We start from the raw sequence: 22,091 nt of genomic DNA, 5'->3' as shown, positions 1-22,091 counted from the left end.
GTCCCGCACAGGCCGTCGGCGGGACCGCGCGGGCCGACGGCTCAGGAGGCTCCCCGCCCCCCGCCGCCGGTCTCGACGGCGCCCCGCCCCCCGCCGGGCACCCGCGCCACCCAGGCGCGTTCGTACGCGTGCCAGCCCAGCTGGAGCCGGGTCGTCACCCCCGTCAGTTCCATCAGCCGCTTCACCCGGCGCTGCACGGTGCGCAGGCCCAGGTCGAGCTGTTTGGCGACGCTCGCGTCGGTGAGCCCGGCCAGCAGCAGCGAGAGGATCTCCAGGTCCGCCTCGTCGGGACCGTCGGGCCGCTCCTCGGTCACCCGGCCCCCCGCGCCCAGGCGCAGCGGAAGGGCGTCCCGCCAGACCGCCTCGAACAGTCCGCTCAGCGACTCCAGCAGACCGCTCGCGTGCACCACGAGGGCGGCGGGCTCCGCGCTGGTGGAGGTGAGCGGCACCATGGCGAGCGTCCGGTCGGCGATGACGAGCTTCGTCGGCACCCGGTCGACCACGCGCACCTGTTCGTCCCGCCCGATCGCCGCGCTCAGCTCGGTCAGGCCGGTCGGCATCGACAGCACCTCGCGCTCGACCACCACCCGGTAGGTGACGCCGCGGCCCGTGGCCTGCTCCTCGGCGGCGTTGTCCGTCCCGGAGACGGCCACCGGACGTCCCGTCACCAGCGCGCACACCTCGTCGGTCGCGCCCAGCTGCAACTGGAGGAACCGCTGGGTCACCGCCGCCGCGCCGGTGACCACCTCGACCAGGTCGTGCACCGCCGGTTCGGAGGCCTGCGCGCGGTACTCCTCGGCGAGCAGGGCAGTCGCCAGCTCCGCCTTCTCCAGCTCGTGCCGCTGCTGCGTGAGCAGGGCGCCCAGTGCCACCCCGGGCGGCGCGGCGACCCAGCGGCCGGGCCGCGCCGACGACTGCGCGGCGAGCCCGTGCCGCTCCAGCCTGCGCAGCGCCCGCTCCGTCTCGGTCTCGCCGAGCGCAAGACGCCGCGCCAGGTCGGACACGTCGACCGCACCCACCGACACCAGGGCGCGGTACGCCGATTCGTGCAGCTCGTCCAGACCTATCGCAGCCAGCATCCGGCGACGTCCCTCCCCAAGCGTCGGTTCCGGCGGCCCCGTGGCGGAAATCGGCCACGGCGCAAACCCGCCTCGTACATCATCCCCGTACCACCCTGCTCTCTGCCAAGGTGGCGCCACCGCAGCACCAACCTTCGCCCGCGACGCGCCCTTTGGGACGCGCCGCGCGGGGCTCTGCGCGGCGGCGACCGCCGCCGTCCCGGCCGTCACCGCGGCGGTGCCTTCGACGGCCCGGCCGCAGCCGCGCAGGCGTCGTTCCCGTGGCGGGTGGTGGCGCCCGGCGGTCTCGCTTGCCTGTTCGATGCCATCGATCCGGCACGGGTTTTTCCGGATGCACCGTTTTCGGACGGGCCTCGCTGTGGACAATGAGGGCATGAGCCAGCAGGGGGAGAGGCACGAGGACGACTGGTGGCGCCAGTTGTACGACGCTCCCGTGGATGACACGGCGCCGCGGGCCACGTCGGACACGCTGGACGACAGATTCGCGTCGGCGGCGGGGACACTGGAACCCGGAACCGAGTACGAGCCCGGCGCCGAGGACGATCCGGCGGCGGACACCTTCGCGGAGGACCCCGAGGACACCTTCGCGGAGAAGTCCCCGGACACCGCCGCGGGGAGGCCCCCGGGCACCGTCGCGGAGGGGCGCGCCGGCACGGCCGAGGCGCGGGCCGCCGACGCCGCCGAGGAGAGGCCGGGCGGCGCCGCCCGGGAACGGGCCGTCCTCGCCCATGTGGGGGACCGCCCGCCCACCTACGATCCCGAGCCCACCGCCCTGCCCCCGGCCGACCCCGCCGACCTGGGCGACCTCGTCGCCGACACGGTGCTGGACGGGGCCCGCTACGGCGCCTGCACCTTACGGGCCGTCTCCGTGCGCGGGGACTCGGCCCGCTATCGCGGGGAGTCGCGCAGGGACGCGATACTGACCGCCAGGTTCGGGACCGGGGACGGAGCGCTCGTCCTGGTCGCCATGGCCACCGGAACCCGGGCCGCCGCAGGGGCTCACCGTGCCGCCGCCGAGGTGTGCGCATCGATCGGGCAGGCCGTGGGGCGCAGTTGCGCGCGGCTGGTGGAGGACATCAGGGCGGCCCGCCGCGGGGATCTGAAGTCCGGTCTGCACCGGCTCACCGACCGCAGCCTCGGCAGGCTCCGCGCCCGCGCCGCCGACCTGGGCGTCCCGCCGGACGCCTACGCGGCGTCGCTGCGCTGTCTGCTCCTGCCGGCCGACCCGGAGTGCCGGACCCGGGTGTTCTTCGGCGTCGGCGGCGGAGGGCTGTTCCGGCTGCGCGACGGCGCCTGGCAGGACATCGAGCCGCGGGTCGCGCCGACGGCGGGGGAGCCGGTCGTCGGGTTCGGGTCGGCCGTGCCGAGCGGGACGGCGGAGGGCGACCGGCTCACCATGGACCTCGGCGTCACCACACCGCCGAGCCCCTACGACCCCCTGCCCGAGTTCCCGCACGAGCCGTTCCGCTTCCGTGCCTCCGTCGCCCGCCCGGGCGACACCCTGCTGCTCTGCACCCCGGGCCTCGCCGAGCCGCTCCGCGGTGAGCCCGCGCTCTCCGAACGCCTGACCGAACGCTGGTCCGGGGGCGCCCCTCCCGGCCTCGCCGCGTTCCTCGCGGACGCCCAGATCCGGGTCAAGGGATACGCCGACGATCGGACAGCGGCGGCAGTTTGGGAGGCGTAACCGCCGGGGTTGTGAATTCATGGACCCGTATCGGTGATCTCGGCGGACGTCGACGGACGGACGCCGGACGACGGACATCGAGAGATGCGGGGTACGTGCAGCATGGCCAAGCAGAACGTCGCCGAACAGTTCGTCGACATCCTCGTACGGGCCGGGGTCAAACGCCTGTACGGAGTCGTCGGCGACAGCCTCAACCCGGTCGTGGACGCGATCCGGCGCAATGCCGCCATCGACTGGATCCACGTCCGGCACGAGGAGACCGCCGCCTTCGCGGCCGGCGCCGAGGCCCAGATCACCGGGAAGCTGGCGGCCTGCGCGGGCTCCTGCGGGCCGGGCAATCTGCACCTCATCAACGGCCTGTACGACGCCCACCGCTCCATGGCCCCGGTCCTTGCCCTCGCCTCGCACATCCCCTCCAGCGAGATCGGCCTCGGCTACTTCCAGGAGACGCACCCCGACCAGCTGTTCCGGGAGTGCTCGCACTACAGCGAACTGATCTCCAGTCCGCGGCAGATGCCCCGGCTGCTGCAGACCGCCGTTCAGCACGCGATCGGCCAGGGCGGTGTCAGCGTGGTCGCGCTTCCCGGCGACGTCGCCTCCGAGCCCGCCCCGGACAAGGCGGCCGAGACCGCCCTCGTCACCTCCCGGCCGACCGTGCGCCCCGGCGACACCGAGATCGCGCGGCTCGCCGAGATGATCGACGAGGCGGAGAAGGTCACCCTCTTCTGCGGCAGCGGCACCGCGGGCGCGCACGCGGAGGTCATGGAGTTCGCGCAGAAGATCAAGTCCCCGGTGGGGCACGCGCTGCGCGGCAAGGAGTGGATCCAGTACGACAACCCGTTCGACGTGGGCATGAGCGGGCTGCTGGGCTACGGCGCCGCCTACGAGGCCACCCACGAGTGCGATCTGCTGATCCTGCTGGGCACCGACTTCCCGTACAACGCCTTCCTGCCCGACGACGTCAAGATCGCCCAGATCGACGTACGCCCCGAACGCCTGGGCCGCCGTTCCAAGCTGGACCTGGCGGTGTGGGGCGATGCGCGCGAGACGCTGCGCTGTCTGACGCCGGTCGTGAGGGAGAAGTCCAACCGCAGGTTCCTCGACAAGATGCTCAAGAAGCACGCCGACGCGCTCGAAGGCGTCATCAAGGCGTACACGCGCAAGGTCGAGAAACACGTCCCCATCCACCCCGAGTACGTGGCATCGGTGCTGGACGAACTCGCCGACGACGACGCCGTGTTCACCGTCGACACCGGCATGTGCAACGTCTGGGCGGCCCGCTACATCTCGCCCAACGGCCGGCGCCGGATCATTGGTTCCTTCTCGCACGGCTCGATGGCGAACGCCCTGCCCCAGGCGATCGGCGCGCAGTTCGTCGACCGGGACCGGCAGGTCGTCTCCATGTCCGGCGACGGCGGCTTCTCCATGCTGATGGGCGACTTCCTCACACTGGTGCAGTACGACCTGCCGGTGAAGATCGTGCTGTTCAACAACTCCTCGCTCAGCATGGTCGAACTGGAGATGCTCGTCGCCGGCCTGCCCTCCTACGGCACCGCGAACACCAACCCCGACTTCGCGGCCGTCGCCCGCGCGTGCGGGGCCTACGGCGTGCGCGTCGAGAAGCCCCGGCAGCTGGCCGGAGCGCTGAAGGACGCCTTCAAGCACAAGGGCCCTGCGCTCGTCGACATCGTCACCGACCCGAATGCGCTCTCCATCCCGCCGAAGATCAGCGCCGAGATGGTCACCGGGTTCGCGCTCTCCGCCTCCAGGATCGTGCTGGACGGCGGCGTGGGGCGGATGGTGCAGATGGCGCGATCCAATCTGCGCAACGTCCCCCGCCCCTGACGGCCGCCGTCACGGCCCGTGTGCGCACGGGCACCGGAAGGCGTGCCCCGTGGTGGGCGGGGGCATGCATCTCCGTGTGCCTGTTCGACGTACTGAATCGAGCAGGAGGAGAACACGACGGGGTGCGGGCGGGGGTCATGCCGCGGAAGGCGGAGAACGAGAGACGGAACGGCGGCGGTGCCGTGCACCAGGAACAGCCGGCGTTGAGGCGCGACCTCGGCCGGGCCGATCTGCGGGCCGTGCCCGAGGCCCGGCGGGCACTGCGCGAACTGCTGCGGCACTGGGGTCCACCGGGCCGGTCGGAGATCGCGGAGCTGCTCGCCACCGAGCTCGTCACGAACGCGCTGGTGCACACCGACAACGACGCCGTCCTGACGGCGACGGTCGGCCCGCGCACCCTTCGCGTGGAGGTACGGGACTTCGTGGCCCGCAGACCACGGCTGCGGGTACCGGTCGCGGACGACGGTACGCACGGCCGTGGCCTGGTGCTCGTGCAGTCCCTGGCCGACGCCTGGGGCGTACGGGCGCAGGAGGTCGGCAAGGTGGTGTGGTTCGAGCTGGACGGCGGCGCGGTGTGACGACGACGCGTGTGTGCCGTGCCGGGGCGCGTGCCCGCCCCGGCACGGGCCCCGGGGCGGCGCGTCAGCCGAACTGCTGCTCGAGGTCCTTCAGTTTGCGCTCCAGCGTGTCGAGCCGGGGGAGCGCCTGGGTGTCGTCCTCGGCGGTGAGGTCGACGGTGACCGGCTCAGACGGGTGCCTGACGGCCTGAAGGGAGGGCCGGGTACGCATCGGCAGCTGATCCGGCGCGGATATGGCGGGCTCCGCGCCGACCTGCGCCGGGGCCCGCTCCGCGGTGACGGTCTGCACATCGACCTGCCGTCCGCCGCGCCCGTGCCAGCCGCGCGCTCCCCGGCTGAGCGCACGCAGCCGCGCCCGCTCCAGCTTCTCCTGCTCGCGCCTGCGCGAGCGGTTCAGATCCTTCTCCCGCCGGTCCTCGCGCACCTCCTCGACCGCCTCGTCCAGGGTGCGTACGCCCTCCAGCAGCATCAGCGACCAGGCGCCGAACGTCTCCCGGGGTGCCCGCAGCCACCGTACGATCCGGATCTGCGGCAGCGGCCGCGGCACGAGTCCCTGTTCGCGCAGCGCGGCCCGTCGGGTCTGCTTCAGGGCGCGGTCGAACAGCACCGCCGCGGACAGCGACATGCCGGCGAAGAAGTGCGGGGCGCCTGCGTGGTCCAGGCCGCGCGGGGCGTGCACCCAGTTGAACCAGGCCGCGGCGCTCGCGAACGTCCACACCAGAAGGCGCGAGCCGAGCGCCGCGTCACCGTGGCTGGCCTCGCGGACCGCGAGCACCGAGCAGAACATGGCAGCGCCGTCGAGCCCGAACGGCACCAGATACTCCCAGCCGCCGGAGAGGTTCAGATTCTGCTGGCCGAAGCCGACCAGGCCGTGGAAGGACAGGGCGGCGGCGACCGCGGCGCAGCAGAACAGCAGGACGTACGAGGCGATGCCGTAGACGGCCTCCTTGCGCCTGCGGCGCTCCTCGGTGCGCTCCCACGAGTCGTCGGCGGACACCTTTCCCCCGGTGCGCTTGCCGCGCGCGAGCACCGCGACCGCCGCCAGCAGGCCCAGGAGCAGCACTACGCCCGGCAGCAGCCAGTTCAGCGATATGTCGGTCAGTCTCATCTGGGTCCCTTGCAGAGCGTGCTGAGCGGTACGGCGTTGTCGTGGGCGCCATAGTGGCTCAATCGCGGAGACCCTCAGGGCCATTCGGGGCAAGAGGACGCCAAGGAGTCGACCGGGGCGGCGATCGGTACCTTTCGGGTCGAACAGACGTGCCTGATGGGGGAGTTGAGTTCGATTAGGTGGGAGGGGCCAGCCGTGCCAACCGGTCCGCGTCGCAGGTGCGGGGGCAGGTGAGGCAGGTGTCGTCGGGGCGCAGTGTGTAGAAGAGGCAGCAGCTCGCACGGTCCCGGGTCGGCAGCGCCTCGCCGCCGGGGCCGGTGAGCGCCCGGAACGCGGCCGAGCCCGCGTACGGCTCGGTCGCCCCCGGAAGCAGCCGCTCCAGTTCGGTCCGCGCGCGGTGCTCCTCGCCCAGCAGATGGGCGACGTACCAGAGGCTCTCGACGATCTCGTCCGTCGCCATGCCCCAGAGGGCCCGCCCGCGACGCCGCATCCGCGGGGCGAAACCGGCGAGCACCGGCTCCAGGTGCACCGCCACCGCGGTCCGCAGCTCGGCCCGCAGCGCCTCGTCGCCGGGGACCACGACGGCCCCCGGCAGCGCGGCCGCGGGGTCGTCCGGCAGACAGGCGAAGCCGTCCACGCGGACCGTCATGAGGCCGAGCGCGCGCTGGAAGGAGACATTCTCCACAGGGATCCGGGGCACCCGGCGGTGCAGGAACCACGGCATCGTGAACAGCAGCGAGGCCGGCCAGGCGTACCGGTGCAGGCCGAAGCCGGCGACGACGTCCGGGCGCGCCTCCTGCCCGTAGTCCCGCAGGACCTGTGCGCGGTCCCAGGCGATGAAGGCGTCGAGGTCGGCACCGCCGGCCGCGAGCCGTGCGGCGGCCGTCCAGCCGCCGCCGTGCGGGACCTGCTCTCCGGCACCGAGCTCCGTGACCCTCAGTCCGGGGAACGCCTCGGCGAGCCGCGCGTACGCCTCCGCCACGGCCGAAGCGGCCGGGCCCCCGGCGCCGGGGCGCGAGGCGGATGCGGCCTGGACGGCCGAGGCGGAAGAGGGCATGCAGGACCACCGGATCGCGATCGTTAGCAGGTAAGGCTTACCTTACCCGAACCTGTTCGAGGTTTGAACTCGGGCGCGCTGCGCCTATCGTGCTGGGACGCCCCCGACGGGGCAGCACCCGACAGAACGGCGGCGGCCCCTGCGGGGCCGGGCCGGACGAGCCGGGCCGCCCCGTGCCCACGGGGCAGCGGACAGGCCGCCCGACCGGGACCGGGCCGGAGGAGGACGAGTGGAGCAGCCCATGGCGCGCGTACGCACCACGGACGGCTCCGGCATGCCCGGGGACGTCGCGGCGTCCACGGCACGGGGTCCGGCGGAGCCGGGGTGGTCCGCTCCCTCGGGTGCGCGCGTACCCGAGCCTCGGGGGGCCCGGGGTCCGTGGGGTGCCCGGTGCGACGGCGCGGTGTACGACGCACCGGTCCGTTCCGCGGCCCGTGGTGAGCACCCTCACACCGAAGCGCCCATTCCCGCGCCGGTCCAGGTCCCGGCCCCCGCTCCGGAGCCGGCCCCCGCTCCGGAGCCGGCGGCCGCGCCGCGGACGGTGCGGCGGGCCTCCGTACGCGGGCAGGTGCTCGACGCGCTGCGCAGCGCGCTGGTGGACGGGGAGCTCGTGCCCGGCGAGGTGTACTCGGCGCCGTGTCTCGGTGAGCGGTACGGGGTCTCGGCGACCCCGGTGCGCGAGGCCATGCAGCAGCTCGCCGTCGAGGGCGCGGTCGAGGTGGTGCCGAACCGGGGGTTCCGCGTCGCCGAGCGCGGCCCGCGCGAGCTGTCCGAGCTGGCGGAGGTGCGGGCGCTGATCGAGGTCCCGGTCATGCTGCGGCTGGCCCGTACGGTGCCCGCGGCGCGCTGGGCCGAGCTGCGGCCGCTCGCCGAGGCGACCGCGGTGGCCGCGCAGGGCGGAGACCGTGCGGGGTACGCCGAGTCCGACCGCGCCTTCCACCGCGCCGTGCTCGGCCTCTCCGGCAACCAGCAGCTCATCCGGATCGCCGACGATCTGCACCGCCGCTCGCAGTGGCCCCTGACGAACGCGCCCGCAACGGGGCGGGCGGCCCTGCTCGCCGACGCCGCCGAGCACACGGCGCTCCTGGACGCGCTGGTCGCCCAGGACTTCCTCACCGTCCAGGCCCTGGTGCAGGAACACTTCACGGGCGCGGTCTGACCCGACCCGGGGTCGGGTCGACCGGGTTGCGGCGCTGCCGCCGCGCAGCGCGGACGTTGTCGTGGGGCCAGGTCTCCTGCCGACGCCGTCGGGGGCCGGACCGTGTCCGTGCCTGCGGCGCTCGGGTGATGCGCCGCTTGTCCGTCGTGGGTCGGGTGCGCGCCGGGACCTCCGTCCTCGGACCGGCGCGCCTCCGTCACACCTTCAGCCACTCGGCACGTGTGCGCCGGCCGCTGTGGGCGGAGGTCCCGCCATGCCCCCTCCCGTCGGACGGCGGCCGCGGCAGGGGGCTGCTGCCCGTACCTGCCTCTGCTCCGGGTGCCCCGGCCTGTGATGCGACCGTGGCGCCGGGCCTACACCGCCTGTGCCGGTGGCGGCTCCTCCAGCCGGGGGGCCAGCCAGGTGGGGACCCCGCCGAGCAGGCGCAGCAGCCGCGCGGCCTCCGTGCGCAGCCGGGTCGCCTCCGGCTCCGGCTCGGTGTCCGCGAGCGAGGCCAGCGCGGGCGCCGTACCGACGAGATAGCCCAACTCCTCGCGGATGCGCAGGGATTCGGCGAACCCGTGGCGGGCCTCGGCGACCTCGCCGTCGCGCAGGGCCAGCCCGGCGAGATGCCGCCAGGTGAAGGAGAGCAGGAGCGTGTCGCCGTGCGCCGTGGCGCCCGCGTGGGCCCGGCGGTAGGCGGCGCGGGCGGCCTGGGGCGAGTCGGCGATGTTCTCGGCCATCAGACCGCGCCGGAAGTCCAGGAGGGGCCGGCCGGGGGCTCCGGGCGGGATCAGCGCGGCGGCCCGGCCGAGCGCCGACCGGGCCTCGTCCGCGCGGTCGCGCACCCCCAGCAGCGTCGACGCGTAGGCGAGTTGTCCCCGCTCGCACGCGGCGGCGCCCCGCTCGTCGTCGTCATGGGCCAGCGCCTCCGCCGTACGCAGCGCATCCTCCGCGTCGGCCCAGCCGCGCTCGGTGTACAGGCACCGCTCGACCAGCAGCGACACCCGCTGCAACGCGGCCTCGGTGTCCGTCCTCGCGCGCGGTTCGAGCAGCGCGGCCGCGTCGGTCCAGCAGGCGCGCGAGCGCAGCCGCCATACCGCGGTCTGGAGTGGATCGTCCCCTGCAGTCGTTCCGGAACCAGACATGGCGGTATGCGCCACGTTGTCCTCCCCGAGCACGCCCTTGTGGTCCTGAGTGGTGCCGGAATCTCAGCACGAATGGGCGGGCCCGGCCAAGGGGGTGGGTGAAGGATTTCACAAAGTGCGGGGGCGCGTGGGGCGGTTGGGGAGTGCGGGGCCCGCCGGCCCCGGCCGCGGACCCGTTGGGGCGTCAGCTCATCCGCAGTGCCAGGAAGAAGTCCAGCTTGTCCTCCAGGCGCGAGAGGTCACGGCTCGTCAACTGCTCGATCCGCCCGACGCGGTAGCGCAGCGTGTTGACGTGCAGGTGGAGCCGGGTCGCGCAGCGCGTCCAGGAGCCGTCGCACTCGAGGAACGCCTCCAGCGTGGGGATGAGCTCCGCGCGGTGACGGCGGTCGTATTCGCGCAGGGGGTCCAGCAGGCGGGCCGTGAAGGCGCGGCGGACGTCGTCCGGGACGAATGGCAGCAGCAGGACGTGCGAAGCCAGTTCCTGGTGGCCCGCGGCACACACCCGGCCGGTGCGCGCGGCGGCGACCCGGCGGGCGTGCCGTGCCTCCTCCAGGGCGCCGCGCAGCCCCTCCGCGGAGTGCACGGCCGCGCTGACGCCCAGGGTGAGCCGCCCGTCGCCGTCGAGGCCGGCCGACAGCGGCTCGCGCACCGTCTGCAGCAGCATGTCGGCGAGCATCCCGCTCCCGTCGCCCTCGTGCTCGCCGGACACCGCGGGCAGCGGCACCAGGGCGATGGCCTCGTCGCCGGTGTGCGCGACCGCGATCCGGTCGGACGGCTCGGGGCCCGCGGACAGCGGGTCGACGAGGATCTCCTCCAGCAGCGACTGGGCGACCGGGCCGCCTTCGAGGTCCGCGCCGTCCCACTCGACCCGGGCCACCACGACCTGCCAGTGCGGTGCCGCGCCGAGACCCGGCAGCAGCACCGGTGCGGCCACCCGCAGGCGGGCCGCGATCTCGGCCGGCGCCGCACCGGTCTGTACCAGCTCCAGGACCTCCTGGGCGAGCCGTCTGCGCACCGTGCGTGCCGCGTCCCGCCGGTCCCGCTCCACGGCGATCAGCTGGGTGACGCCCTGCAGCAGGTCGAGCCGCTCCTCGGGCCAGTCCCCGGCGTCCGCCTCGACGGCCAGCAGCCAGTCCGACAGCACGGTCTCGCGGACGTCCCGGGAGCCCGCGGGCGCGCCCCGGCCACTGCTGCGGATGGGGAACAGCGAGTACGTCACGCCGTCCACCGCCACCCGGTGCGGTCCGCGCCGGCCGGTGCGTGCGGCCGCCAGGTGCTCGGCGGCGAGCCGCTTGCACACCTCGACGGGCAGCGCGGGCCCGGCGATGTTCGAGCCGGCGATGGGCCGGCCGGTCGGCGAGAGCACCCAGGCCCGCAGATCCAGGTCGGAGCCGAGAAGGTCCAGCACGACGTCGGGGCCGCCGCCCGCGGGGCCGGAGGTCATCATCCGGCGGTGCCGGTCCACGACGGCCGCGAGATCGCCGGCCCGCTCGCCGGACACCTGCCGGACGACGTGCTCGGTGATCGTGGCGAACGCGACGGACTCGTTCACCGCGAACAGCGGCAGCCGGTGCCGCGCGCAGGCCTGGACGAGGTCGTCGGGGATGTCGCCGAGCTCGGCTTCACCGGCCGCGAGCGCCACGACCCCGGCACCCGCGAGGATACGGACGAACGGCTCGGAATCGCCGGCGTCGCGGCGCCATGCGAGCCCGGTGAGCACCAGCTCGCCGCCGGAGAGATAGCGGCTGGGGTCCCGCAGGTCCGTCGTCATCACGCCGCGGACCGTGCGGTCCAGCTCGTCGTCGCCGCCGAGCAGCCGCAGCCCCAGCGCATCGGTGTCCAGCAGTGCGCGCAGCCGCATATCTCGTCGCCGCCGATCTGTCTCGATCTTGTCAGTGGTCGAAGGTGAGGTTCTCGGCCGGGCCGGTCCTCGGGCGCCCGGGACGCCGTGCTTCGTGGTCCCCGGGGGAAACGGTGAGGTTACGGAGCACCCCCGTTCATACGAATCTACAAGATAGTAGTTCTGGCCAGCCAACTCCTTCATGGTTTCGGTGACTGACCCCGGTGGCTCACTGGGCGGTGTACTTGCCCCACTCCGCGTTAACAGCACATGAACGAGCCAGGTAGAGGGATTCTGTTCCTGTTGGCTCGAATCGAACGGCCCACGATACGAACGAGTAAAGAGAGCCACTCATGGACTTCCTTCGCCCCGCCAGCTGGGAGGAGGCGCTCGCCGCCAAGGCCGAGCACCCCACGGCTGTGCCGATTGCGGGTGGCACCGATGTCATGGTCGAGATCAACTTCGACCACCGGCGGCCGGAGTACCTCATGGACCTGAACCGCATCGGCGAGCTGAGCGAGTGGGAGGTCGGTGAGGACACCGTCCGGCTCGGCGCCTCCGTTCCGTACACGAGGATCATGGAGAACCTGCGGGGCGAGCTGCCGGGTCTGGCGCTGGCCTCGCACACCGTTGCGTCGCCGCAGATCCGCAACCGCGGCGGTGTCGGCGGCAACCTCGGCACCGCATCGCCCGCCGGTGACGCCCACCCGGCCCTGCTCGCGGCCGGCGCCGAGGTCGAGGTCGAGTCGGTGCGCGGCTCCCGGCTCATCCCGATCGACGCCTTCTACACCGGTGTGAAGCGCAACGCACTCGCCCCCGACGAGCTCATCAGGGCGGTGCGCATCAAGAAGGCCGACGGGCCCCAGCAGTACTCCAAGGTCGGCACCCGCAACGCGATGGTCATCGCCGTGTGCGCCTTCGGCCTGGCCCTGCACCCGCAGACCCGCACGGTCCGCACCGGCATCGGCTCCGCGGCGCCGACCCCGATCCGCGCCAAGGAAGCCGAAACGTTCCTGAACGCGGCGCTCGCGGAGGGCGACTTCTGGGACAACGGCAAGATCATCACTCCGTCGGTGGCCAAGCAGTTCGCGGACCTGTGCTCCGCCGCCTGCAACCCCATCGACGACGTCCGGGGCACGGCGAGCTACCGCCGCCACGCGGTCGGCATCATGGCCCGCCGCACGCTGACCTGGGCGTGGGAGTCCTACCGCGGCGCCGGAAACGCCGCTCACCAGAAGGGCAGTGCTGCGTAATGCGCGTGAACTTCACGGTCAACGGCCGTAAGCAGGAAGCCGACGACGTGTGGGAGGGCGAGAGCCTCCTGTACGTCCTGCGCGAGCGCATGGGCCTGCCCGGCTCCAAGAACGCCTGCGAGCAGGGCGAGTGCGGTTCGTGCACCGTCCGCCTGGACGGCGTGCCGGTGTGTTCGTGTCTGGTCGCCGCCGGACAGGTAGAGGGCCGCGAGGTCGTGACCGTCGAGGGCCTCGCCGACTACGCGAGGAACCGCGCCGAGCAGGGCGGCTGCGCCACCGGAGCCTGCGGCTCCGGCGAGGCCGGAACCTCCCTCCAGGACGCCCGGCAGTGGAGCGCCCGCCCGTCCGACGGGGCCACCGACTCGCAGACCGGCGAGGGCAGCGAACTCTCCCCGGTCCAGCAGGCGTTCATCGACGCGGGCGCCGTCCAGTGCGGCTTCTGCACCCCGGGTCTGCTGATCGCGGCCGACGAGATGCTGGAGCGCAACCCGAACCCGAGCGACGCGGACATCCGCGAGGCGCTCTCGGGCAACCTCTGCCGGTGCACCGGTTACGAGAAGATCATGGACGCGGTGCGCCTCGCGGCCGCCCGTCAGGGAGAGGCGGTCTGACGATGGCGACGACAGGTACGCCCACCAACATCACCCAGGGTGCCGGGACCAGGGGAGGCATCGGCGAGTCCACGCTGCGCCCCGACGGCACCCTCAAGGTCACCGGCGAGTTCGCGTACTCGTCCGACATGTGGCACGAGGACATGCTCTGGGGCCAGATCCTGCGCTCCCCGGTCGCTCACGCGGAGATCGTCTCCATCGACACCGGCGAGGCGCTCGCCCAGGCCGGTGTGTACGCGGTCCTGACCTACGACGACCTCCCCACCGACGTGAAGAACTACGGTCTGGAGATCCAGGACACCCCGGTCCTCGCGCACGGCAAGGTGCGCCACCACGGCGAGCCCGTCGCCCTGGTCGCGGCCGACCACCCGGAGACCGCGCGCCGCGCCGCCGCCAAGATCAAGGTCGAGTACAGGGAACTCCCGGTCATCACGGACGAGGCGTCCGCGACCGCTCCCGACGCGCTGCTCGTCCACGAGAACCGCGACGACCACCACATCGGCCACGTCCCGCACCCGAACATCGTGCACCGTCAGCCGATCGTCCGGGGCGATGTGGCCGAGGCGCGCAAGCGGGCCGACGTCATCGTCGAGGGCGAGTACACCTTCGGCATGCAGGACCAGGCGTTCCTCGGCCCCGAGTCGGGCCTTGCGGTGCCCGCCGAGGACGGCGGCGTCGACCTCTACATCGCCACCCAGTGGCTGCACTCCGACCTGCGCCAGATCGCCCCGGTCCTCGGCCTGCCGGAGGACAAGGTCCGGATGACGCTGTCCGGCGTCGGCGGCGCCTTCGGCGGCCGCGAGGACCTGTCGATGCAGATCCATGCCTGCCTCCTCGCCCTGCGCACCGGCAAGCCGGTGAAGATCGTCTACAACCGGTTCGAGTCGTTTTTCGGCCACGTCCACCGGCACCCGGCGAAGCTCCACTACGAGCACGGCGCCACCAAGGACGGCAAGCTCACGCACATGAAGTGCCGGATCGTCCTGGACGGCGGCGCCTACGCCTCGGCCTCCCCGGCGGTCGTCGGCAACGCCTCGTCGCTGTCGGTCGGCCCGTACGTGGTCGACGACGTCGACATCGAGGCGATCGCCCTGTACACGAACAACCCGCCCTGCGGCGCCATGCGCGGTTTCGGCGCGGTCCAGGCGTGCTTCGCCTACGAGGCGCAGATGGACAAGCTCGCCGACCGGCTCGGCATGGACCGGGTGGAGTTCCGCCAGCTCAACGCGATGGAGCAGGGCACGCTCCTGCCGACCGGCCAGCCGGTCGACTCGCCCGCCCCGGTCGCCGAACTCCTGCGCCGCGTCAAGGCGATGCCGATGCCGCCGGAGCGCCAGTGGGAGAGCTCCGAGGGCGCCGACGTCCGCCAGCTGCCGGGCGGTCTGTCCAACACCACGCACGGCGAGGGCGTCGTCCGCGGCGTCGGCTATGCCGTGGGCATCAAGAACGTCGGTTTCTCCGAGGGCTTCGACGACTACTCCACCGCCAGGGTCCGTATGGAGGTCATCAACGGCGAGCCCGTGGCCACCGTGCACACGGCGATGGCGGAGGTCGGCCAGGGCGGTGTCACGGTGCACGCCCAGATCGCCCGCACCGAGCTCGGCGTCAACCAGGTGACCATCCACCCGGCCGACACCCAGGTCGGCTCCGCCGGCTCCACCTCGGCCTCCCGCCAGACGTACGTCACCGGTGGCGCGGTGAAGAACTCCTGCGAGGCCGTCCGTGAGAAGGTCCTCCAGATCGGCCGCCGCAAGTTCGGCACCTACCACCCGGCGTGGGCGACCGCGGAACTCCTGCTGGAGGGTGGCAAGGTCGTCACCGACGGCGGCGAGGTGCTCGCCGACCTGGTGGACGTCCTGGAGGACGAGGCCGTCGAGCTGGAGCTGGAGTGGCGGCACCGCCCGACCGAGGCCTTCGACCTGGTGACGGGTCAGGGCAACGGCCACGTCCAGTACTCGTTCGCCGCGCACCGCGCCGTCGTCGAGGTGGACACGGAGCTCGGCCTGGTCAAGGTCATCGAGCTGGCCTGTGCCCAGGACGTCGGCAAGGCCCTCAACCCGCTGTCCGTCGTCGGCCAGATCCAGGGTGGTACCACCCAGGGCCTGGGCGTGGCGGTCATGGAGGAGATCGTCGTCGACCCGAAGACCGCGAAGGTGCGCAACCCCTCCTTCACGGACTATCTGATCCCCACCATCCTCGACACGCCGACCATCCCCGTCGACGTGCTCGAACTCGCCGACCAGCACGCCCCGTACGGGCTGCGCGGCATCGGCGAGGCCCCGACCCTGTCGTCCACCCCGGCCGTCCTCGCGGCGATCCGGAACGCGACGGGTCTCGAACTCAACCGGACGCCAGTGCGCCCCGAGCACCTCACCGGCACCGCCTGAGTTCCCCCGAGCCTCCGGACGGTGCGTGCCTCCCGGGAACGTCACACTTCCGCCGCCCGCACCGTCCGGAGAACCCGTACCGCACCGCTCGCGGTCCGAGCAGCACCCTCGCAGTACCCAGCAGTACCCGACGAGTACCTCAACAGGTACCCCGATGTCCGTCTCGGGCCGTCCCCCGGGTCGTGCAGCCAAGCAACATCCCAAATCCCGCAGGCTCATGGGAGCTTGTTGCGGGTGCCCCTATGAACCTTGGGAGTAGGCACCATGACCCAGTCGTCAGTGGAGCCGAAGACCACCGCCGAGGACGCGGGCGCGGGTTCGCGTCCGTCGGCGGGCCGGTCTTGGCTCGATCGGTACTTTCACATATCCGAGCGAGGATCCTCCGTCGCCACCGAGGTGCGCGGCGGCATCACCACCTTCATGGCGATGGCGTACATCCTCCTTCTCAACCCCCTGATCCTCGGCGGCAAGGACCTCGCCGGGGACTCGCTCAGCCGCCAGGCCCTGATCACCACGACCGCGCTGTGCGCCGCGGGCACCACCCTGCTCATGGGCTTCCTCGGCAAGGTGCCGCTCGCCATGGCCGCGGGTCTCTCGGTCTCCGGCGTGATGGCCGGTCAGATCATCGGGCAGAAGCTGATGACCTGGCCGCAGGCCATGGGCATGTGCGTCGCCTACGGCGTCGTCATCATGCTCCTCGTGGTCACCGGGCTCCGCGAGATGATCATGAATGCCATCCCGCTCGCCCTGAAGCACGGCATCACCATCGGCATCGGTCTTTTCATCGCGTTCATCGGCTTCAACAAGGCCGGGTTCGTGCACCAGGGCGAGGCGACCCCGATGACGCTCGGCCCCGCCGGGCAGCTCGCCGGCTGGCCCGTGCTCCTCTTCGCGGGGACCCTGCTGCTGATCTTCGCGCTCCAGTCCCGGAAGATCCCGGGCGCCATCCTCATCGGCATCATCACCGGCACCGTCGTCGCCGCCGTCCTCAACGCCGCCGGCGTCATCGGCGCCAAGCAGTGGGCCAACGGCGCTCCCGAACTGCACGGCAGCGCCGTCTCGATGCCGGACTTCTCGCTCATCGGCCACGTCTCCTTCAGCGGCTGGGGCGACGTCGGCTACATGACGATCGGCATGATCGTCTTCACGCTGGTGCTCGCCGGCTTCTTCGACGCGATGGCCACCATCATCGGCGTCGGCACCGAGGCCAACCTGGCCGATGCGCAGGGCCGTATGCCGGGCCTGTCCAAGGCGCTGTTCATCGACGGCGCGGGCGGCGCGATCGGCGGTCTCGCGGGCGGCTCCGGCCAGACCGTGTTCGTCGAGTCCGCGACCGGCGTCGGTGAAGGCGCCCGTACCGGCTTCGCCTCGGTCATCACCGGACTGTTCTTCGCGGCCTGCCTCTTCTTCACACCGATCACCGCGATCGTGCCCCAGGAAGTCGCGTCCGCCGCGCTCGTCGTCATCGGCGCCATGATGATGATGAACGCCCGTCACGTCGACTGGGGCGACCGGTCCGTCGCCATCCCGGTCTTCCTGACGGTGGTCCTCATGCCCTTCACGTACACCATCACCACCGGTGTCGCGGCGGGTGTCATCTCCTACGTCGCCATCAAGGTCGCCCAGGGCAGGGCCCGTGACATCGGTGCCTTCATGTGGGGCCTGACGGCGATCTTCGTCATCTATTTCGCGCTGCACCCGATCGAGGGCTGGCTGGGCGTCCACTGATGCCCTTAGTTCTCCACGCACACGCCCCAAGGAGGCCGAACATGCTGGACATCGCCGACGAGCTGAACCGGTGGGTCGGGCAAGGACGTGACTTCGCCGTGGCCACCGTGGTGGCCGTCAGCGGCAGCGGGCCCCGGCAGCCGGGCGCCGCGCTCGCCGTGGACAGCGAGGGCACGGCCATCGGTTCGGTCTCCGGCGGGTGCGTGGAGGGTGCGGTCTACGAACTCTGCCGACAGGCGCTCGACGACGGCGAGACCGTCCTCGAGCGCTTCGGCTACAGCGACGAGGACGCCTTCGCTGTCGGCCTGACCTGCGGCGGCATCATCGACATCCTCGTCACCCCGGTCCGTGCGGGCGACCCCGGGCGGGAGGTCCTCGCGGCCGCGCTGGCCGCCGCCGCCCGAGGGGAGGCCGCGGCGGTCGCGCGGATCACCCGGGGCCCGGCCGACCTCATGGGCCGAGCCGTGCTCGTACGCTCCGACGGGAGCTGGGAGGGCGGCCTCGGCGGACACCCCGAACTCGACCGCACCACCGCCGCCGAAGCGCGCGCGATGCTGGACGCCGGGCGGACCGGCACCCTGGAGATCGGCGAGCGGGGCTCGCGCTGCGGACAGCCCCTGACGCTCCTCGTCGAGTCCTCCGTCCCCGCCCCGCGCATGATCGTCTTCGGTGCCATCGACTTCGCGTCCGCGCTGGTCCGCATCGGCAAGTTCCTCGACTACCACGTGACCGTGTGCGACGCGCGCCCCGTCTTCGCCACGAGGACCCGTTTCCCGGACGCCGACGACATCGTCGTCGAGTGGCCGCACAAGTATCTGGAGCGCACGGAGGTCGACGGGCGGACCGTGCTCTGCGTACTGACGCACGACGCCAAGTTCGACGTGCCGCTGCTGCAGCTGGCGCTGCGCCTTCCGGTCGCCTACGTCGGCGCGATGGGCTCGCGCCGGACCCACGAGGACCGCAACCGCCGGTTGCGCGAGGTCGGTGTCAGCGAGCTCGAACTCGCCCGGCTGCGCTCGCCGATCGGGCTCGATCTCGGGGCGCGGACGCCCGAGGAGACGGCTCTGTCGATCGCCTCCGAGATCGTCGCAGGACGGCGTGGGGGCAGCGGGGTCTCGCTCACCGGTGCGCACACCCCCATCCACCACGACCCCGTCCCTCCGCCGGTCCGCATCGGCTCGGTCGCCTGAGGTGTCCGCCGTCCGCCGGGTCTGTGTCCCGGGGGCAACCGCCCGGTCACCACGAGGCTCACGCCGGTCCACCGCTCCCCGGATCGCCGCAGCTGTGCCGGTGACGCGCGCACATGGCTCCGTGACGTCGAACTGACCTGTGTATAGGGTGAGTTGATCGCTCCGAGTGCGGTGGCGGGCGCGGCGGCGGCAAAAGCGGCACGTCGCACGGAACCGGCTCTCGCACGGGCGCTCCACCCCCCACACCCAGGAGACTCCATGGCGCACGAGCCCCTCGCCCTCGACCCGGCGGGCCGCGATCTGCACGGCGAGGCCGACCGACTCCGCGAGCGGGGCGCCGCCGCTCTCGTCGAACTGCCCGGCGGCATCCGCGCCTGGGCGCCCACCGGGTACCAGGTGCTGCGCGACCTGCTCGCCGACGACCGGGTCTCCAAGGACCCCAACCGGCACTGGCCCGCCTGGATCAGGGGCGAGTACCGGGACACATGGGTGAACTCATGGGTGGGCGTGACGAACATGTTCACCGCGTACGGCGCCGACCACCGGCGGCTGCGCAAGCTCGTGTCGCCTGCCTTCACCAAGCGGCGCACGGACGTCCTGCGGCCCCGGGTGGAGGAGCTGACCGCCGGCCTGCTCGACGCGATGGCCGAGGCCCCGGACGGGCGGGCCGAGCTGCGCGCGGCCTTCGCCCATCCGCTGCCCATGCAGGTGATCTGCGAGCTGTTCGGCGTTCCCGGCGACCACCGGGCGGACAGGGCCCGCCTGGTCGAGAGCATCATGGACACGACGGTCACACCGGAGCAGGCCCAGGCCACCTGGCAGGAGGTCCACGGCCTGCTCGCCGGGCTCGTCGCGCTCAAGCGCGAGCAGCCCGGCGACGACCTGACCAGCGCGCTGATCGTCGCCCGCGACGACGAGGGCTCCGCGCTCACCGAGGCCGAGCTGATCGACACGCTGCTGCTGGTCATCGGCGCGGGCCACGAGACGACGGTGAACCTGATCGGCAACGCCGTGCAGGCACTGCTCAGCCACCCCGAGCAGCTGGGGCGGGTGCTCGGCGGCGAGGTCCCGTGGAGCGAGGTCATCGAGGAGACCCTGCGGTGGGCGCCCTCGATCGCCAATCTGCCCCTGCGGTACGCAGTCGAGGACATCGAGCTCCCCGACGGCACCACGATCCGGCAGGGCGACGCGATCCTCGCGACCTACGCGGCGGCGGGCCGCGACCCGCTGCGGCACGGCGGGAGCGCGGGGACCTTCGACGTCACGCGCACGGACAAGGAGCACCTGGCGTTCGGGTACGGCGTGCACTACTGCATGGGTGCGCCCCTGGCCCGTATGGAGGCGTCCGTGGCGCTGCCCGCGCTCTTCGCACGCTTCCCGCGGCTGCGGCTCGACGTGTCGGCCGGCCCGGCGCAGCAGGTGGAGTCGTTCATTGCCCACGGCTGGGCACGGCTGCCGGTCCTGCTCGGCTGACCTGCGGCTCTGCCCTCGGGCGTGTGGGTGCCGGTGCGCCCGTCCGAACGGAGAACGGACAAAGGGTTACGAGCAAGAACGTTCTCTTACCTCTCCCACAAGATGCTCTTAACACAAGACAGAGGGCCTCTTACTGCCGCTCATTAGCGTCCGCGGCTGTGCAGTCGACAACGATCGGAACACCCGAAGTCAGCGTTGTGATCATTGCCTACGACGACGCCGAGCACGTCGAGGAGGCGGTGCTCTCTGCTCTGCGCCAGGGCCCTGCCGTGGCCGAGGTGATAGCCGTCGACGACGCCTCCGGCGACGACACCGGCCGGATACTCGACCGGCTGGCCCGCCGGGAGGCACGGGTGCGCGTCGTCCACCGCACCGAGAACAGCGGCGGCTGCGGCACCCCGCGCAACACGGGGCTCGCACAGGCCACGGCGCCCTGGGTGATGTTCCTCGACAGCGACGACGTACTCGGCCCCGGCGCCGTGGACCGGCTGCTCGCGGCCGCCCGGCGGCACGGCAGCGACGTAGCAGCGGGCGCCTGTGTGCGGCGCGAGCTGCCCGACGGACGCGAAGCGACCTGGCAGCCGCAGCTGTTCACCGACGAGACCTGTCACGAGGACACCAGCAGCGAGCCCGCGCTCGTATGGGACACGCTCTCCGTCAACAAGCTCTACGCCCGCGACTTCCTCGACCGCAACGGCATCCGCTTCCCCGACGGGGCCTTCCACTACGAGGACTTCGTCTTCACGGCACGGCTGCTCGCCGCCGCCGCGCGGATGGCCGTCGTACCCGACCCGGTCTACCTGTGGAACGTGCGCCGCGACGCCGCCCGGCTCTCCCTCTCCCTCGACCGCGGCCGCATCACCAACTGGCGCAGCCGGCTGGCCGCCCAGCGGCTCGCCCTCGCAGCGATGGAGGAGGCCGGGCGCGACACGCTCGCCGACGCGGCACGCACCAAGTTCCTCGACCACGACCTGCGGATGTACCTGCGGGAGCTGCCCCGCAGGTCCCGGTCCTACCGGCAGGAATGGTGGACCGAGACCCGCGCCTTCCTCACCGGCGACCCCCGCACCGAGCAGGCACTCGCCCGGGCGTCGGCCCCGGCCCGCTGGGCCGCCCGCGTGCTGCTGGCCGCGGACGGAACCCCGCGTGACATCGACCGCCTCGCCGCCCTCGCCGCACGCTCGCCCCGGCTGCTGCCACCGCACCCGGCCGGCCCCGACGGCGCCCCCGTCTGGTCCGCCGACCTCCCCATCGCCCTCGACGGCATCGAGGCGCTGGCCCTGGACGAACTCCCCGTGACGGTCGAGGCGCAGGTCCGCCCGGGCTCCACCACGGGCATCGAGCTGCGCATCCACGACGTGTACGGGCGGCTGCGCGACGCCGCCCCGCAGAGCGCCGAACTGGAGCTGACCGACCGCGCCACGGGAGCCGTCGGCGCGATGTGCCGCGCGCCGCTGGCCGCACCGCCGGCGCACGACACGGAACCGGCGCGCCCGGGGGAGCGGCGGCGCACCGGGTCCGCGGCCGACACGGCCGGGCCGGCCGGGGTCCCGGCGCGAGAGGCGGCACGGGCGACCGCCGTCGAGGAGCCACCTGCCCGGGAACGCCCCTCGGGCCGCCTCCCCGCCTGGACCGCACACCTCGACCTGGATCTGGCCCGCGTCGCCGCCTCCCGGCCGAACGCCTCCTGGGACGTGCGCGTCCATGTGCGCTGCGCCGGCGGCGACACCCTGTCGGCCTCCGTGCGGTCCGACGGGACCGGACTGGCCCGCGTCGCCGCCCCCCACCCCCGCCGTCTGCTCGTCCTGCTCCAGCCGTACGTGACCCACGACGGCTCCCTGGCGTTCCGTACCGCCCGGGGCCTCGCCGGGGCCCTGCGCATCGCACGGGCGAGGGCCGGGCGGGTCCTCGGCCGCCGTTCACCGTCCGCCCGGCGCGCCGCCGCCGACCCCGCAAGGAGCACCTCGTGAGC

At 72.8% G+C, this 22,091-nt stretch carries 16 protein-coding genes; 11 read left to right on the top strand and 5 right to left on the bottom strand.

Going from position 1 to position 22,091, the window contains the following annotated elements:
- Positions 1-41: 41 nt before the first annotated feature.
- The gene (locus ACWCP6_RS14915; RefSeq protein ID WP_450932814.1) at positions 42-1,079 is read right to left on the bottom strand and encodes a helix-turn-helix domain-containing protein; all 1,038 of its coding nucleotides are present in this window, start codon (positions 1,077-1,079) and stop codon (positions 42-44) included.
- Between the two features lie 373 nt (positions 1,080-1,452).
- Here ACWCP6_RS14915 and ACWCP6_RS14910 point away from each other — a divergent pair, with 373 nt between their 5' ends.
- The 3 genes from ACWCP6_RS14910 to ACWCP6_RS14900 all read left to right on the top strand — a co-directional run bounded on the left by ACWCP6_RS14910 (position 1,453) and on the right by ACWCP6_RS14900 (position 5,186).
- The gene (locus ACWCP6_RS14910; RefSeq protein WP_450932813.1) at positions 1,453-2,763 is read left to right on the top strand and encodes a protein phosphatase 2C domain-containing protein; all 1,311 of its coding nucleotides are present in this window, start codon (positions 1,453-1,455) and stop codon (positions 2,761-2,763) included.
- Between the two features lie 102 nt (positions 2,764-2,865).
- A complete protein-coding gene (locus ACWCP6_RS14905; protein WP_450932812.1) occupies positions 2,866-4,608 on the top strand; it encodes a pyruvate dehydrogenase in 1,743 nt (580 codons plus the stop codon).
- 137 nt (positions 4,609-4,745) lie between these two features.
- Positions 4,746-5,186 (top strand): ATP-binding protein, encoded by a 441-nt coding sequence (locus ACWCP6_RS14900; protein WP_450932811.1) that lies wholly within the window; start codon positions 4,746-4,748, stop codon positions 5,184-5,186.
- Between the two features lie 64 nt (positions 5,187-5,250).
- Here the strand turns inward: ACWCP6_RS14900 and ACWCP6_RS14895 are convergent, their stop codons facing one another.
- Together ACWCP6_RS14895 and ACWCP6_RS14890 are read right to left on the bottom strand one after the other, a co-directional pair.
- A complete protein-coding gene (locus ACWCP6_RS14895; RefSeq protein ID WP_450932810.1) occupies positions 5,251-6,294 on the bottom strand; it encodes a DUF2637 domain-containing protein in 1,044 nt (347 codons plus the stop codon).
- Positions 6,295-6,469: 175 nt separating this feature from the next.
- Positions 6,470-7,351: a (2Fe-2S)-binding protein gene (locus ACWCP6_RS14890; protein WP_450932809.1), complete on the bottom strand. Its 882-nt coding sequence runs from the start codon at positions 7,349-7,351 to the stop codon at positions 6,470-6,472.
- A 274-nt stretch (positions 7,352-7,625) separates the two neighbouring features.
- On the opposite strand from ACWCP6_RS14890, the gene ACWCP6_RS14885 reads away from it, so the two are divergent.
- The gene (locus ACWCP6_RS14885; RefSeq protein ID WP_450932832.1) at positions 7,626-8,510 is read left to right on the top strand and encodes a GntR family transcriptional regulator; all 885 of its coding nucleotides are present in this window, start codon (positions 7,626-7,628) and stop codon (positions 8,508-8,510) included.
- Between the two features lie 353 nt (positions 8,511-8,863).
- On the opposite strand, the gene ACWCP6_RS14880 is transcribed toward ACWCP6_RS14885, so the two are convergent.
- Both ACWCP6_RS14880 and ACWCP6_RS14875 read right to left on the bottom strand, forming a co-directional pair.
- Positions 8,864-9,637: a hypothetical protein gene (locus ACWCP6_RS14880; RefSeq protein ID WP_450932808.1), complete on the bottom strand. Its 774-nt coding sequence runs from the start codon at positions 9,635-9,637 to the stop codon at positions 8,864-8,866.
- Between the two features lie 184 nt (positions 9,638-9,821).
- A complete protein-coding gene (locus ACWCP6_RS14875; protein WP_450932807.1) occupies positions 9,822-11,498 on the bottom strand; it encodes a PucR family transcriptional regulator in 1,677 nt (558 codons plus the stop codon).
- 332 nt (positions 11,499-11,830) lie between these two features.
- On the opposite strand from ACWCP6_RS14875, the gene ACWCP6_RS14870 reads away from it, so the two are divergent.
- The 7 genes from ACWCP6_RS14870 to ACWCP6_RS14840 all read left to right on the top strand — a co-directional run bounded on the left by ACWCP6_RS14870 (position 11,831) and on the right by ACWCP6_RS14840 (position 22,089).
- The gene (locus ACWCP6_RS14870) at positions 11,831-12,730 is read left to right on the top strand and encodes an FAD binding domain-containing protein (protein WP_450932806.1); all 900 of its coding nucleotides are present in this window, start codon (positions 11,831-11,833) and stop codon (positions 12,728-12,730) included.
- Entirely contained in the window at positions 12,730-13,341 is a 612-nt protein-coding gene (locus ACWCP6_RS14865; RefSeq protein ID WP_450932805.1) for a (2Fe-2S)-binding protein, read from the top strand. Before ACWCP6_RS14870 ends, ACWCP6_RS14865 begins: the two co-directional genes overlap by 1 nt.
- A gap of 2 nt (positions 13,342-13,343) precedes the next feature.
- The gene (locus ACWCP6_RS14860; RefSeq protein WP_450932804.1) at positions 13,344-15,728 is read left to right on the top strand and encodes a xanthine dehydrogenase family protein molybdopterin-binding subunit; all 2,385 of its coding nucleotides are present in this window, start codon (positions 13,344-13,346) and stop codon (positions 15,726-15,728) included.
- Positions 15,729-15,992: 264 nt separating this feature from the next.
- Positions 15,993-17,456 carry an NCS2 family permease gene (locus tag ACWCP6_RS14855; protein ID WP_450932803.1) on the top strand — a complete coding sequence of 488 codons (1,464 nt, stop codon included), beginning with the start codon at positions 15,993-15,995 and terminating at the stop codon, positions 17,454-17,456.
- A 41-nt stretch (positions 17,457-17,497) separates the two neighbouring features.
- Positions 17,498-18,646 carry an XdhC family protein gene (locus ACWCP6_RS14850; protein ID WP_450932802.1) on the top strand — a complete coding sequence of 383 codons (1,149 nt, stop codon included), beginning with the start codon at positions 17,498-17,500 and terminating at the stop codon, positions 18,644-18,646.
- Positions 18,647-18,904: 258 nt separating this feature from the next.
- Positions 18,905-20,119: a cytochrome P450 family protein gene (locus ACWCP6_RS14845; protein ID WP_450932801.1), complete on the top strand. Its 1,215-nt coding sequence runs from the start codon at positions 18,905-18,907 to the stop codon at positions 20,117-20,119.
- 158 nt (positions 20,120-20,277) lie between these two features.
- Positions 20,278-22,089 carry a glycosyltransferase gene (locus ACWCP6_RS14840; RefSeq protein ID WP_450932800.1) on the top strand — a complete coding sequence of 604 codons (1,812 nt, stop codon included), beginning with the start codon at positions 20,278-20,280 and terminating at the stop codon, positions 22,087-22,089.
- Positions 22,090-22,091 lie beyond the last annotated feature (2 nt).

The organism is Streptomyces sp. NPDC002004, from assembly GCF_053593975.1.
The sequence above is the reverse complement of the archived record's forward strand: the minus strand, read 5'-3'. Positions and strand labels throughout refer to the sequence as shown.

Bases quoted from the DNA above. Each gene is read 5' to 3' on its own strand.
- ACWCP6_RS14900 (WP_450932811.1), top strand. From the start codon at position 4,746: ATGCCGCGGAAGGCGGAGAACGAGAGACGGAACGGCGGCGGTGCCGTG.
- ACWCP6_RS14880 (WP_450932808.1), bottom strand. From the start codon at position 9,637: ATGTCTGGTTCCGGAACGACTGCAGGGGACGATCCACTCCAGACCGCG.
- ACWCP6_RS14845 (WP_450932801.1), top strand. From the start codon at position 18,905: ATGGCGCACGAGCCCCTCGCCCTCGACCCGGCGGGCCGCGATCTGCAC.
- ACWCP6_RS14870 (WP_450932806.1), top strand. From the start codon at position 11,831: ATGGACTTCCTTCGCCCCGCCAGCTGGGAGGAGGCGCTCGCCGCCAAG.
- ACWCP6_RS14885 (WP_450932832.1), top strand. From the start codon at position 7,626: ATGCCCGGGGACGTCGCGGCGTCCACGGCACGGGGTCCGGCGGAGCCG.
- ACWCP6_RS14910 (WP_450932813.1), top strand. From the start codon at position 1,453: ATGAGCCAGCAGGGGGAGAGGCACGAGGACGACTGGTGGCGCCAGTTG.
- ACWCP6_RS14860 (WP_450932804.1), top strand. From the start codon at position 13,344: ATGGCGACGACAGGTACGCCCACCAACATCACCCAGGGTGCCGGGACC.
- ACWCP6_RS14905 (WP_450932812.1), top strand. From the start codon at position 2,866: ATGGCCAAGCAGAACGTCGCCGAACAGTTCGTCGACATCCTCGTACGG.
- ACWCP6_RS14875 (WP_450932807.1), bottom strand. From the start codon at position 11,498: ATGCGGCTGCGCGCACTGCTGGACACCGATGCGCTGGGGCTGCGGCTG.
- ACWCP6_RS14855 (WP_450932803.1), top strand. From the start codon at position 15,993: ATGACCCAGTCGTCAGTGGAGCCGAAGACCACCGCCGAGGACGCGGGC.
- ACWCP6_RS14895 (WP_450932810.1), bottom strand. From the start codon at position 6,294: ATGAGACTGACCGACATATCGCTGAACTGGCTGCTGCCGGGCGTAGTG.
- ACWCP6_RS14890 (WP_450932809.1), bottom strand. From the start codon at position 7,351: ATGCCCTCTTCCGCCTCGGCCGTCCAGGCCGCATCCGCCTCGCGCCCC.
- ACWCP6_RS14915 (WP_450932814.1), bottom strand. From the start codon at position 1,079: ATGCTGGCTGCGATAGGTCTGGACGAGCTGCACGAATCGGCGTACCGC.
- ACWCP6_RS14850 (WP_450932802.1), top strand. From the start codon at position 17,498: ATGCTGGACATCGCCGACGAGCTGAACCGGTGGGTCGGGCAAGGACGT.
- ACWCP6_RS14865 (WP_450932805.1), top strand. From the start codon at position 12,730: ATGCGCGTGAACTTCACGGTCAACGGCCGTAAGCAGGAAGCCGACGAC.